Annotated in this window: 12 protein-coding genes; 8 read left to right on the top strand and 4 right to left on the bottom strand. The window is 47.8% G+C overall.

All coding sequences use genetic code 11. The features are described 5' to 3' along the window. The first annotated feature begins 325 nt into the window (after positions 1-325). The 5 genes from ACI31H_RS06090 to ACI31H_RS06070 all read left to right on the top strand — a co-directional run bounded on the left by ACI31H_RS06090 (position 326) and on the right by ACI31H_RS06070 (position 7,782). Positions 326-2,488 carry a PBP1A family penicillin-binding protein gene (locus ACI31H_RS06090; protein ID WP_439771099.1) on the top strand — a complete coding sequence of 721 codons (2,163 nt, stop codon included), beginning with the start codon at positions 326-328 and terminating at the stop codon, positions 2,486-2,488. Between the two features lie 70 nt (positions 2,489-2,558). Beyond that, the gene (locus tag ACI31H_RS06085) at positions 2,559-2,924 is read left to right on the top strand and encodes a YlbF family regulator (protein WP_439771098.1); all 366 of its coding nucleotides are present in this window, start codon (positions 2,559-2,561) and stop codon (positions 2,922-2,924) included. Between the two features lie 136 nt (positions 2,925-3,060). Then, positions 3,061-4,260, top strand: coding sequence for a metallophosphoesterase family protein (locus tag ACI31H_RS06080; RefSeq protein ID WP_439771097.1), 1,200 nt, complete (start codon positions 3,061-3,063; stop codon positions 4,258-4,260). After that, positions 4,250-6,724, top strand: coding sequence for an AAA family ATPase (locus ACI31H_RS06075; RefSeq protein ID WP_439771096.1), 2,475 nt, complete (start codon positions 4,250-4,252; stop codon positions 6,722-6,724). Before ACI31H_RS06080 ends, ACI31H_RS06075 begins: the two co-directional genes overlap by 11 nt. 107 nt (positions 6,725-6,831) lie before the next feature. After that, positions 6,832-7,782 (top strand): peptidylprolyl isomerase PrsA, encoded by a 951-nt coding sequence (locus ACI31H_RS06070; protein ID WP_439771095.1) that lies wholly within the window; start codon positions 6,832-6,834, stop codon positions 7,780-7,782. A gap of 119 nt (positions 7,783-7,901) precedes the next feature. Here the strand turns inward: ACI31H_RS06070 and ACI31H_RS06065 are convergent, their stop codons facing one another. From ACI31H_RS06065 to ACI31H_RS06055, 3 genes are all read right to left on the bottom strand, one after another. Continuing rightward, a complete protein-coding gene (locus ACI31H_RS06065) occupies positions 7,902-8,690 on the bottom strand; it encodes an SDR family NAD(P)-dependent oxidoreductase (RefSeq protein ID WP_439771094.1) in 789 nt (262 codons plus the stop codon). A 169-nt stretch (positions 8,691-8,859) separates the two neighbouring features. Beyond that, complete coding sequence (locus tag ACI31H_RS06060; RefSeq protein WP_439771093.1) at positions 8,860-9,081, bottom strand: hypothetical protein; 222 nt, start codon at positions 9,079-9,081, stop codon at positions 8,860-8,862. Beyond that, positions 9,081-9,515: an HIT family protein gene (locus ACI31H_RS06055; RefSeq protein WP_439771092.1), complete on the bottom strand. Its 435-nt coding sequence runs from the start codon at positions 9,513-9,515 to the stop codon at positions 9,081-9,083. The genes ACI31H_RS06060 and ACI31H_RS06055 overlap by 1 nt, the downstream gene beginning before the upstream one ends. 123 nt (positions 9,516-9,638) lie before the next feature. Between ACI31H_RS06055 and ACI31H_RS06050 the strand changes: the two genes are divergently transcribed. From ACI31H_RS06050 to trmB, 3 genes are read left to right on the top strand one after another with little or no spacing between them, the layout of a single operon-like run. Beyond that, complete coding sequence (locus tag ACI31H_RS06050; protein ID WP_439771091.1) at positions 9,639-10,376, top strand: ABC transporter ATP-binding protein; 738 nt, start codon at positions 9,639-9,641, stop codon at positions 10,374-10,376. Continuing rightward, positions 10,369-11,577: an ABC transporter permease gene (locus tag ACI31H_RS06045; protein ID WP_439771090.1), complete on the top strand. Its 1,209-nt coding sequence runs from the start codon at positions 10,369-10,371 to the stop codon at positions 11,575-11,577. Before ACI31H_RS06050 ends, ACI31H_RS06045 begins: the two co-directional genes overlap by 8 nt. A 1-nt stretch (position 11,578) precedes the next feature. Then, positions 11,579-12,220, top strand: coding sequence for a tRNA (guanosine(46)-N7)-methyltransferase TrmB (gene trmB, locus ACI31H_RS06040; protein ID WP_439771089.1), 642 nt, complete (start codon positions 11,579-11,581; stop codon positions 12,218-12,220). Between the two features lie 93 nt (positions 12,221-12,313). Here the strand turns inward: trmB and ACI31H_RS06035 are convergent, their stop codons facing one another. Then, positions 12,314-12,652, bottom strand: a complete 339-nt coding sequence (locus ACI31H_RS06035) for a hypothetical protein (RefSeq protein ID WP_439771088.1) — start codon at positions 12,650-12,652, stop codon at positions 12,314-12,316. Positions 12,653-12,737 lie beyond the last annotated feature (85 nt).

The raw sequence follows: 12,737 nt of genomic DNA, 5'->3' as shown, positions 1-12,737 counted from the left end.
GCAATTCATCACGTCCTTAAAAGGTCGTGTCTTCTTGCCCAAATTCAATAAAAAAGCTGTGGCTTGGATCGGTCATATTGATCACAAGTCAATAGTATCGTACACAGATGACTCTAAGCATTCGGGCACAACCGGAAGTTTAGGGTCATTTGTATTTGTTGGAACTCATGTTTAAGGACCCCTCATTGCCTTTTGTCGACTAATGAAGGGCCTAGTAACATTGTTTAAACAATAATTAAAATCGTTGCTAATCTGCGGTGGAGCAACAAATATGTGCTAAAATATTTTCCATTCTAAAAGTGAACGAATAAATGGAGAACGAAAAATGAAACGTGAACCACAACCAAATTCAACTAAAGAGCGAATAATAGCGTGGTTAAAACGGTGGGGAAGCAAATTCCGCCAGGCGGTTAAGGTGGCCTGGCACCATTTCAGGCGGGCCACGGGTAAGTTTTGGCACCGTTATCAGCTAACACGGTGGCTAATTGTTACTTTCCTCAGCTTGTTTTTGATTATGAGTATCCACCTGACATTTGTTGCCAAGACCTCTAATGTCAAAAACCTGCAGAACCGTTTATCCCGACCAACGATGATCTATGATAATAAGAAGCGGTCAGCCGGTAGTCTGTACTCGCAAAAGGGGACCTACGTTAAACTCAATAATATTTCCGCTAACGTTCCCGCGGCAGTTTTATCAACCGAGGACCGGAACTTCTACCATGAGCATGGTTTCTCAGTGAAGGGACTAGGTCGAGCGGCCTTTTTATTAGTGAAAAACAAGGTATTACACCGTAACTATATATCAGGTGGGGGTAGTACCATTACCCAGCAGCTAGTAAAAAATGCCTTTTTGACTCAGCAACAGACGTTCTCACGTAAGGCCCGGGAAATCTTTATCGCCGTAGAAGTTGAGAACCAGTACTCTAAAAATGAAATTTTAACGATGTACCTCAATAATGCCTACTTCGGTCATGGTGTCTGGGGTGTTCAAGATGCGGCCCGGCGGTACTTTGACGTCAATGCTAGCCAGTTAACGGTTCCCCAGGCGGCAACGTTAGCAGGGATGCTGACATCACCCGGTATTTATGATCCGATCCTCCACCCGGCTGATACCCGGGCCCGGCGGAATATGGTTCTCCAGTTAATGGTCGAGAACCACAAGCTCAGCCAGTCCGCGGCTAACCAGTACAAGAAGACCAGCCTGGGTGTTAACCAGGGATACGTCAGCAACGATAGTTACAAGTACCCTTACTTCTTTGATGAAGTCATTGCCGAGGCGGCCCGTCGTTACCATATTTCTGAAAAGTCGATCATGAATGATGGCTATAAGATCTATACAACGTTGGACCAGGATCAGCAGTCATCGATGCAGTCGACTTACGAGGATGATGACAACTTCCCGGCCGATTCAGCGGACGGGATGAAGGTGCAGTCGGCCTCCATCGCAATGAACCCGAAGACCGGGGGAGTAACCGCGGTAGTTGGTGGCCGGGGGAAGCACGTCTTCCGTGGCTTCAACCGGGCCACCCAAATGCGCCGGCAACCTGGTTCAACCATCAAGCCAATCGTTGTTTATGCACCGGCCCTAGAGCACGGTTACTTCTATGACTCAACGCTTCAAGATAAGAAGCAGTCTTACGGAACTAACAACTATACGCCGAAGAACTATGATGATACTTATAGTGGGAGCGTACCAATGTACAAGGCTCTTTACGAGAGTCTCAATGCACCAGCGGTCTGGTTGTTAAACAAGATTGGGGTTAATCAGGGCTATAAGATGGCCGAGGATTTTGGCCTCCCCGTCGAGAAGGGGGATAAAAACCTGGCCCTGGCCCTGGGTGGAATGACTAAGGGGGTTTCTCCCCAACAGATTGCCCGGGCATACGCAACGTTTGATAATAACGGACAGATGCCATCCCCTTACTACATCACCAAGATCGTTGATGCTTCTGGTAAGGTCGTTGCCCAAAATAAGGGCGCGAAGGTAAAGCACGTTATCTCCAGTAAGACCGCCCGTGAAATGACCAGTATGTTGATCGGCGTCTATGACCACGGGACTGGTGAGACTGCTAAGCCGGCTGGTTACACCCTCGCCGGTAAGACCGGGACAACCAACTCAGGGGTCAAGGGTGATGAGTCCAATGACCGGGATAAGTGGATTGTTGGTTATACACCGGACGTGGTTGTCGCGACCTGGGAAGGATATGATGATACCAACTCCAACCACGTACTCAATGATATTTCTGAACACAATATCAATGGCCTATTTAAGCAGGAAATGACTGGTATTTTGGCGGCCACACCGGGCACCAAATTTACGGTTAAGGATGCCCAAACGCGGGCTAATAGCCGGCTTAAGGGCGGTAGTTCCGGTTGGAAGTCCTTCTTTAAGGATAACGGTAACCTGGTTGATCGTTTCAACCAGTCAGTTAATGACATTGGCGATCGGGCCCAGAAGTTTATTGATGGTGTACGGTCACTCTTTTAGCCCCACCTTTTAATCGGTAGGTGAAACATGATACAATTTAGCTGATGAATTAGAAAAGGAGTTATTAATCATGGTTGTAAATATTTACGATACTGCTAACGACATGAGCCGCCAGTTGGTGGAAACGCAAGAATTTCAAAGCTTAAAGAAGGCACTGGATGAATTAAAGGCGGATAATGAAGCCCTGACCTCATTCCAAAAGTTCCAAAAGATGCAAGCAGATGCCCAAAAGAAGCAGATGCAAGGCCAACAACCAACGCAAGACGAAATTAATGCTATCCAAACCCTGGCCAAGGAAATTAGTGGCAAGAAGCCGGTTCAAAACTTGATGAACCAAGAACGGCAGATTGATCAAATGCTGCAACAATTGAATAAGACTATCACTAGTCCAATCCAAGACATGTACAAAGAGATCATGCCAAAGGAAGACAAGTAGTTGTTAAATTGCGAAAAGTGCACTAGCCCGTCAGCTAAATAGGTGCGCTTTCCCAGCCACCAATTGGGTCCAAGCGTTCGATATTTCCGAATGTTTGGGCCCAATTTACGTTTATCAGACCAGGGGAGGGAAGATAATGAAGTTTATTCACACTGCCGACCTACACTTAGCAAGTCCGTTCCAGGGATTAACCGCCCTACCGAATCAATTGTGGCAGCAAATCTATCGTTCGACCTTTACTGCCTTCCAAAAAATTGTTGATGCCGCAATTGCGGACCACGTCGACTTTATTTTAATTGTTGGTGATATTTACGATGGGGAACGGAAGAGTATTGCGGCCCTTAACTTTTTTGCGGCGCAGATGGAACGACTAAGGCAGCACCAGATTCCCGTCTTTTTAAGCTATGGTAACCATGACTACCGAAAGGATCCTTCGGTAAGTAGTAATTTGCCGGAGAACGTAACCATTTTCCCTAATCAGGTCACCACCACCCAGCTAGTGCTAAAGGATAAAACCACGGTTGCGATTACGGGCTTTAGTTATGACCACCGGTGGATTGATGATGACTTGACCGCTGACTACCCGGTTAAGGGAGCAGTTGATTGGCAAATCGGCATGCTCCACGGTGCCCTTCACCAGGCGGGGGCCAACCACTATGCGCCCTTTACACTCGACGAACTTAGGTCAAAGCACTATGACTACTGGGCCCTTGGTCATATTCACAAGCACCAACTGCTGGCCAGTAATCCACCGATTGTTTACAGTGGGAATCCACAGGGTCGCCACAAAAATGAAGACGGTCCCCACGGCTATTACTTAGTCCAAGACGAGGGAAAGCGACTGGTACCAACTTTTAAGCAGTTAGCAGGAATTGACTGGCGCCGTGTGCCGATTGACTTAGCATCTGCAACGAGCGAAGACGAGGTTGACCAACTAATTCAGACCGCGGTGGCTAAAAGTCACAGCCATCCTTTACAGTTAGTCGACCTGCAGGTACAAAATGCCGGTGAAAAGTGGGAACCGCTCATTCAAAATGGCGGGCTGTTAGAGCACTTACAAGACCAACTTGGTCACCGGGATTCAATTAGTTGGTGGCCCTACCAAATCGAGTTGGTTGACCAGCGGCCACTGCCCGACATAACTAACTTCGACCAGCAGTATTGGCAGCAAGCCCGAAAAGATGTTATGACGACAGAAAATTTAGCGGCGATTATTAAGCCGCTGGTAAAGTATGCACCCTTGTATGAACAGTTTGCGGATCACCAGGACCTAGCGGAATACCAACAATTGGCAGAGCAATTGCTAAGTGAACGGGGGCACCAGGATGAAGATTAAGAGTATTCATATCGACGGGTTTGGTAAGTGGGTCGATCAAGATTTTAAGATTAGCAGTAATCCGCAGGTGATTTTTGGCAACAACGAGGCGGGGAAGACGACACTGGCGGTTTTTATCCGGAGCATCCTCTTCGGCTTTGCTAATGCTAAGGGTAAAAACCGGTACCAGCAGTATAAGCCCCGCCACTCGGCCGCTTACGGTGGTAGTCTGCTGGTTGAGGTTGCTGGTCAAGAATACCGGATTCAGCGCCAGCAGGGTAAGGCTGGCGGTAAGGTAACGGTAACCGACCAGGCGGGCCACCAGTTCGGCGCTGCTAAGCTCGAAGACTTATTGGGTAATGTTAACCAGGAGCTCTACCAGGCGGTTTTCGGCTTTAGCCAGGCCGATTTAGCAGCTATCGATGACCTTAACCAGGATGAGGTCCAGCGCCACCTTCAACAACTCGGTGCAGTTGGTAGTAGTGAGTGGAGTCGGTTTACAAGCCAATTAATAAAAGACGGGGAGGCGATTTTTAAGCCCCGGGGACGTAAGCCAGTATTAAATCAGCACCTCAAAGAGTACCAAAATATGCAGGACAAAATACAAGCAGCCCGTGAGAAATATGATGATTATACCAGCCTGCTGGCAGAACGGACGAGGGCGCAGCAAGAAATCCAGCATAGCCAAAAGCAATTAGCTACCCTACGTCCGCAAAGTGAACGGTTAGAACAGCTTAAGCGGCTTTGGCCCGTGTATGCCCGGTGGCAAAATGGCCAACGGGGACCTAGTCAGGCCCCAATTAGTGATGACCAGGTTAACCGGGTTGACCAACTCCGGGCCGCTGAACAGGAATATCAACGACAGGTTCGGTCAGCACAAGACCAACTGGCCAAACTTAACGGCCGGCTTGACCAGTTTGACCAGCCTGGCCTGGATGACTATCATGCCCACCGTACCGACTATCAACAGGTCCAGGCGAGCCTTTTACAGTTACAAGCACAGGCCACTCATTACCAGCAACGAGAACGGGAAATGGAGAAACACTTCCAAGAGCGCAACCAGCTTCAGGAGCGTTATGGTCACCAGTTACCCCGCCCTTTATCGGCGACGGCAGTGGGTCAGCTAGAACGGTTAGTAAAGGAAGAAAGTACGCTACCTAATTCGAATGCTAAACTGACGATTGGTTTAGCCGGGGTGGGGGCACTCCTGTTTATAATTGGCCTCGCTAACCACCAGGGATTGTTAATGGGACTCGGGATAGCTGCCTTAGCCGGGACCGGGTACTGGTACTATCGCCAACGAAGTCAACAGCAGCAGGTTGCTGACCGACACCGGCAGGAACTAGTGGAATTTGGCCAGCAACATGGCCTGAGTAATTTTCCAGTTGACCAGTGGCTAATAATGCAGGCCGACTTACACCGGGTAGCGGACCTAAATCGTGAACTTGCCGCTGACCAGGAGAGTAAGAGTCAGTACCAACACCAATTGGCGGTAATTAAGCACCGGCTAGCCGGGAAAGTCAGTGGTGATAATATCGGTGAGTTAGTACACGGCTTTGCCGGATGGTTAGCTACAAGGGCAAATCAATGGCAGCAGCTTTCCGCGATTAGACAGCAGGAAACGGCCGCTAACCATCACTTGACTGAGCTAAAGGAACGGTTGCGTGATATTCAAAATGAGAAGTGGACGATTTACCAATCAGTAGGTGTAGGTAACGATGAGGCCTTTAACCAATTCCTGAAGCGGCGGGCCGTGGTCCGTCACCATCAGGCAACCACCGCGGCCTATGAACAACAGTTATCGGAGCAAGATAAGAAAGCGCTGGCGAACTTTGATAGTGAGGCGGCCCTGGCTGCTGAGTTACAAAGATTGCAAGCACAAATCGAAACGGCCCAGCATAAACTTGACCAGGCGCAGGAAACGGCCCAGCATGCCCAAGTAGTGATTGAAAACCTGGTTGCTGACGGTACCCTAGCAGAGCTTGAACAACAACAGGCCAACCGGGCCGCCCAAATCTGGGAAGAGGCCCGGCAGTGGGTTGCTTATCAGTTGGCGGAGCAATGGATTAACCGCGCGTTGGTCTTGGCATCGGCCGACCGCTATCCAGCGATTATTACCGCGGCTGAGCGTTTCTTTGCCATTTTGACAGCTAACCGTTATTCAAAAATTCTATTGACTAATGATGGGGTTGCCGTGTTGACGGCCCAGCAAGAGCGGTTTGCGGTCGCGGAACTATCAACCGGAACGGCGGAGCAGCTCTATGTGGCTCTTCGGCTAGGCTTTATTAGTGTTATGAGCGACCAGGTGGCCCTCCCAATCGTTATCGACGATGGTTTTGTGAACTTCGACCATGTTCGCCGGAAGCGGATCTTTGCCCTTTTGAAACAACTAGCGGTGAAAAGCCAGGTGCTCTTCTTTACCGCTAATGATCAAGCACTCGGGCTAGCACCGGTACTTAATTTGAACGAGTTGAATAATGAATAATTTATGAAGATCAGTTAAACTTTTTCTTGCATGACTTTGTAAAAAAACGAAGTGTGGTATATTGAATGGGTATACCTAAGCGAAAATAATTAAAGGGATGTGTTTTTTTGAAATCAAAGAAGTTAATTGCGGTGATTGCTGGTGCAGCATTGATGCTTCCACTCGCGGCCTGCGGAAACAAGGCGGTTGCAACAACTAGTGGTGGTAAGATTACGCAAAGCGAATACTACTCTAGTATGAAGCAAACCAGTAATGGTAAGCAGGTCCTGCAGCAGATGATCCTGGATAAGGTCTTGGAAAAGGAATACGGCAAGCAGGTTTCTGATAAGCAAGTTAACGCCCAGTACAACACTTATAAGAACCAGTATGGCGACCAGTTTAGCGCCTTCTTACAGCAAAATGGCATGACGGAGAAGTCACTAAAGCAGCAGTTACGGTCCAACCTCTTACTGGAAGCAGCGGTTCGTGATTACTCCCACATCACATCTAAGCAAATTAATAAGCAATGGAAGAAGTACCAGCCAAAGGTTCAGACGGCCGAAATCCTGGTTGGTAGTCGGTCCGATGCTGAAGATATTATTAACCAGTTGAACAATTCGGACAATAAGTACAAGACCTTTAAGAAACTTGCTAAGAGCAAGTCAACTGATACTTCTAACAATAAGGCTGGCGGTCGGGTACCGGCCTTTGATAACACCGATACCTCATTAGACTCCGCCTACAAGAAGGCGGCCTTTAAGCTGAAGACCGGGGAATACACCACCACGCCAGTGAAGACTGACGACGGTTACCAGGTTATTTACATGATTGAACACCCGTCGAAGGGGAAGAAGAGTGCTCACATTAACGACTTGCGTAACCAAATCGTTACGGAGAACATGAATAACCGGACCTTCCTGCACAGGGTTGTCTCCAACGTGCTTAAGAAGGGGAACGTTTCTATTAAGGATAATGATGAAAAGAACATTCTTGATGACTACTTGAACTCCAACGGTAGCACAAGTAACAGTGGCACACTTGGTAATTCTTCCAGCAATACATCTAACGCTGGTAACTAAGTAGACCACAAGATAAAAAATTCGTGGGCCTCCCGCGAGCAGAAAAAGGCGTTAAGCGTTCGATTTCTCGAATGCTTAACGCCTTTTCTAGGTTATGTGTAATTTTTTTAGTTAATAAATTAAATGAATTGGACACCACCGTCGATTTGCACGGCCTGGCCGGTCATGTAGTCAGACATTGGCGAGGCCAGGTAGGAGACAAAGTCGGCCACATCGGCTGGTGTTTCGGCCCGCCCGAGTGAAATCCCGTCAATGGCCGCCTTAAGGTATTGCCCCTTAGTACCACCATTTTCAGCCACCATTCGGGCATCGATGTAGTCCCACATATCGGTACCGACAATTCCCGGACAGTAGGCGTTGACGGTGATACCGTACTTGGCTAGTTCTTTAGCAGCTACCTGGGTTAGCCCTCGGATCGCAAACTTAGTTGATGAGTAGGCCCCTAGTTGTTCATAACCAACGTGGCCAGCGATACTAGAGGCATTGATAATCTTGCGGATTTTCTCACCATCTGCTTGTTGCTTGAATTGTTTGGCCGCGGCCTGCGTACCGAATAGAACGCTATCAACGTTGGTAGCGTAAATTTTATGAAAACTTTCGGCCGATTCGTCGAGGAGGTTACCAATTTGGGCAATTCCCGCATTGTTGATATAGGTGTCCAGACGACCAAAGTTTGTAACCGCAGTTTTGACCAGCATTTCATGGGTGCTCTTTTGGGAAACATCGCCAGGGGCGGCGACCACCGTAAAGCCCTCCGCGGCTAATTCTGCGGCCGTCTCTTGACAATCGGCAGCATGGTAACCATTAATGACCATTGCGTAGCCATCCTTACCCAATTGTTCCGCAATTCCGCGGCCAATCCCACGACTACTCCCGGTGATTACAGCAACGCGTTCTTGTTTTGCCATGATAACATCTCCTTTATGCCATTTATTTCGATGGTTAAATTATCCCATAGGACTACCTAACCCGTATATGGTATTAAGGAAAGCTTAGGCTCTTTCAAAAATATTTAGAAAATAGGCAGCGAAAATTAAAAGGGGCTAGGGAAAACAAAATTCCCTAGCCCGCTTTACTTTAATCCTTATTATGGTGATTTAAGTCGTCAATTAGCCCCATGATCTTATCAATTCGTGACTGGGATTTAAAGTGCCACTGGTCTAGGGCCCGTTGAACCTCATTTTGAAATTCAGTGACGGCTGGTAGCGACTCCTGGAGCTCCTTAACGTTAGCCTGGAGTTGCTGAACGCTGTGAAGCAGTTGCTTGATGTCAGCAACCCTATTTTTAATCCTGTCCATTACTTTTCAGCTTCCATTTGCTTAACGATTGATTCTTGGATCTGCTTGTACTTTGCTTCGTCGTACTTAGCTGAATTATCCTTGAAGATCATCTTAAAGTCGTCATGATCTGTGTAACGTGGAATTAAGTGAATATGGGAGTGGAAGACCGATTGGTAGGCCACCTCACCATTGTTGTTAATTACGTTCATCCCCTTAATAGCGGGATTTGATTTCTTGATGGCCCGGGCAATCTTTGGAAGACGTGAGAAGACCGCTGCTGCCAAGTCTTCGTCGTATTCAAACAGGTCCTTGACGTGCTTCTTAGGAACCACGAGGGTGTGACCCGGGGTCCCTTGAGAAATATCCAAGAAGGCCTTTACAACGTCATCTTCATAAACCGTATAGCTAGGAATTTCACCGTTAATAATCTTGCAGAAAATACAATCAGTCATCGTGAGCACTCCTTTATTTTAGATGTTACCTCTAGTATACCGAAAATTACCTTTACCTGCAGTGAAAAACCATATGGTATAATTAAAATTTGAAACAAATGAGTAGGGAAGGAAGGAACAACAATGGCACTTGAAGTAAAAGACCTGGTTGGTGGTTATTCACAGATTCCAGTGTTAAAAAAGGTTAACTTGGATGTTCAACCGGGTGAATTAGTGGGACTGATCGGCCTTAATGGCGCGGGTAAATCGACCACGTTGAACCATATCATTGGCCTATTACAGCCCTTTTCCGGCCAAATTACACTGAATGGTCTGACCCTACAAGCCAATCCGAATGAGTATAAAAAACAAATTGCCTATGTGCCCGAGACGCCGATTCTTTACGATGAGTTGACTCTAAAAGAGCACATTGAACTAACAATTGATGCCTATGAGTTGGACCACCAGCAAGCCTGGGAACGGGCCCATAAATTACTGAAACTTTTCCGTTTGGATAATAAGTTAGACTGGTTCCCGGCGAATTTTTCAAAGGGGATGAAGCAGAAGGTTATGATTTGCTGTGCGTTCATGACCGATGCAAAACTCTTAATTGTGGACGAACCCTTCTATGGCCTTGACCCCCTGGCAGTGCATGACCTGTTAAACTTGATTGAGCAGAAGAAAAAGGCTGGCGTGGCGGTGTTAATGTCAACTCACGTTTTGGATACTGCCCAACGGTATTGTGACCGCTTTGTGCTGCTGGCAAATGGTCAGGTACGGGCCCACGGTAGTCTAGACGAGTTACGTCAGCAAGCTGATCGACCGGACGAGTCGTTAGATGAGATTTACCTCGGACTAGCAAGGGATGATCACCATGAGTAAGCTATTTACCAAACGTCGGCAGCAACACTTTCTGGAGTTATTAAAGTACTGGCGCCTCGTTTTTAACGATCATTTCGTCATTGCTTTATTCTTCTTATTTGGTGCCCTAGCTTATGGCTATTCCCAATGGCTACCGACCCTCCGCCCAGGTCTGTGGTGGATTCGGTGGCTCTTAGTGGTCTGGTTTGTCCTGGTGGCGCAGGTCGGCCGACTAGCAACCCTGATTAAACGACCCGATCCAATTTTCCTCCTTCCCCAGGTAGCGGCGATGGAGGACTACCTCAAACGGGCCTACCGCTATAGCCTGCTACTGGCAGAAGTAATTACGGTAGCGGGGACCTTCGTTGCCTTGCCGCTGGCGTTAACGACGGAACGCTTAAGTAACCTCGATATCGTGGCCATTTTCCTGGCTGCTATGGTTACCAAGGATGGCTGGTTGTTTACCGCCCGTAAGTCCATCAGCCTGGCCTGGTCTAAAAAGAGGGGACGAACGCGACTGGAATACTGGGGAACCCCCCTGTTGGCAGGATTAGCGACTTGGTTGGTTAACCCCTTGGTGGGTCTGGTAGTTGCGCTTGTCTTAGATCTTGCACTGCGGCTGTATTACCGCGGCCTGATGCTCGATTGGTCGGCCGCAGTGGCGATGGAGGACGCCCGGATGTACAGTGTTTACCGCTTCTTTAACCTCTTTACTGACGTACCCGCAGTTCAGGGGAACGTTAAGCGGCGGCGGTGGGCCAATGGCCTGATTACTTACCTTGCGAATGGGACAAGACCATGGGCCTACCTGTATTCGCGGGGCTTTGTACGGAATACTGAGATTAGTGGGATCGCGATGCGGCTAACGCTGGTAGGAATGGCATTAACTTTCCTAGTGCCAGTAATGTGGCTCAATGCGGTGCTGGCGGTGCTGTTTATCTACCTAATTGCCACCCAGTTGATGCCACTTTATGACCAGTATGATAGTAACGTCTTTACCCACCTGTACCCGGTTAGCCACCAGGAACGTCTTCGTGACTTTCAACGGCTGTTGACCCGGGTGACGGTGGTGGTAGCGGCCCTAATCGTACTAGCTAGTCTGGGCCTTCATGGTAACTGGCAGCAGTTGTTAGTTAACCTAGTCCTAGCCGCAATTGAAGTGGCAATCTTAACCCGCTTCTACTTTAAACTACGAATGAAAAAATTAAGTGAGGATTTTTAAAATGCGTGTAAAACATAAAAAATGGGCAGACCCTCTAATTGCTGCCCATCCTGAAATGATGGTAACCGAACCGGAAAAGGTGAAGGGTCACTGGCAAGAGCGCTTTAATCAGCACCAGCCGGTCCACCTTGAAGTTGGTATGGGAAAGGGCCAATTTATTATTGGAATGGCCAAGGCCCATCCGGAGATTAACTTTATCGGCTTAGAGATCCAACGGACCGTGGCGGCAATTGCCCTCAAAAAGGCCCTGGCGGAAGAATTACCAAACCTACAACTAATCTGTGGGGATGGCTCTGACATTACCAACTTCTTTGACGCCCATGAAATCGACCGTTTATACCTAAACTTCTCTGACCCGTGGCCAAAGAAGCGGCATGCTAAGCGGCGACTTACTTACCACACCTTCTTAGCTGGCTACCAGGAAGTATTAAAAGAACACGGCGGCATTGAATTGAAGACCGATAACATGGGCTTCTTTGAGTTTTCTTTGCAGAGTATGAATAACTACGGCATGCACTTTGATGGTGTCTGGCTCGACTTGCATAACAGCGAAGAGAATGAGCACAATGTTGAAACCGAATATGAGCAGAAGTTTGCTGCTAAGGGACAACCAATTTATAAACTTAGTGCCCACTTTGCCTAACCGCTTTAGGGTACCAAAAGTAATATTTAAAACAAAAGAGGAGACTGAAAAAACACCGTTTTTTCAGTCTCCTCTTTTGTTCGTAGTAATTATTTAGTTTTTAGCAAGGCGCTTTAGTTCCAGTAAACTGCCGGTGTAGGCATCAACTTTAAACTCATAGTTGACGGGTTCACCATCTTCTAACCGGGTTAGGCCACCTTGGTAGGCATTGGTCTTAACTGAGTACCGTTGAAACGGAATCTGCCGGTGGTTAATCCAACTACCAGTAATCGTTCCTTCACGTGAAAAGTCGTGACGAATGATCTTTAAGGCACGACCAGCAGAAAAGGGACGGTTACCAAAGAGCTTACCAGCGACAAAACCGACGAGCCCGGAAGCACCCAGCGTGATAGGTACGAGCCACGGATTGGCGGAGTTATTTAATTCAGTCATTAAAATGCTTCCTTTATCTCTTATTATTAATTAATTTTACCATTTTCCAGCGGCTTTAGCCATGATATAGCATATTAACGGACTT

It is taken from the genome of Limosilactobacillus sp., assembly GCF_051873035.1.
Classification (GTDB): Bacteria; Bacillota; Bacilli; order Lactobacillales; family Lactobacillaceae; genus Limosilactobacillus.
The sequence above is the reverse complement of the archived record's forward strand: the minus strand, read 5'-3'. Positions and strand labels throughout refer to the sequence as shown.

Coding starts and splice junctions, on each gene's coding strand:
- ACI31H_RS06090 (WP_439771099.1), top strand. CDS start 326: ATGAAACGTGAACCACAACCAAATTCAACTAAAGAGCGAATAATAGCG.
- ACI31H_RS06085 (WP_439771098.1), top strand. CDS start 2,559: ATGGTTGTAAATATTTACGATACTGCTAACGACATGAGCCGCCAGTTG.
- ACI31H_RS06080 (WP_439771097.1), top strand. CDS start 3,061: ATGAAGTTTATTCACACTGCCGACCTACACTTAGCAAGTCCGTTCCAG.
- ACI31H_RS06075 (WP_439771096.1), top strand. CDS start 4,250: ATGAAGATTAAGAGTATTCATATCGACGGGTTTGGTAAGTGGGTCGAT.
- ACI31H_RS06065 (WP_439771094.1), bottom strand. CDS start 8,690: ATGGCAAAACAAGAACGCGTTGCTGTAATCACCGGGAGTAGTCGTGGG.
- ACI31H_RS06060 (WP_439771093.1), bottom strand. CDS start 9,081: ATGGACAGGATTAAAAATAGGGTTGCTGACATCAAGCAACTGCTTCAC.
- ACI31H_RS06055 (WP_439771092.1), bottom strand. CDS start 9,515: ATGACTGATTGTATTTTCTGCAAGATTATTAACGGTGAAATTCCTAGC.
- ACI31H_RS06050 (WP_439771091.1), top strand. CDS start 9,639: ATGGCACTTGAAGTAAAAGACCTGGTTGGTGGTTATTCACAGATTCCA.
- ACI31H_RS06045 (WP_439771090.1), top strand. CDS start 10,369: ATGAGTAAGCTATTTACCAAACGTCGGCAGCAACACTTTCTGGAGTTA.
- trmB (WP_439771089.1), top strand. CDS start 11,579: ATGCGTGTAAAACATAAAAAATGGGCAGACCCTCTAATTGCTGCCCAT.
- ACI31H_RS06035 (WP_439771088.1), bottom strand. CDS start 12,652: ATGACTGAATTAAATAACTCCGCCAATCCGTGGCTCGTACCTATCACG.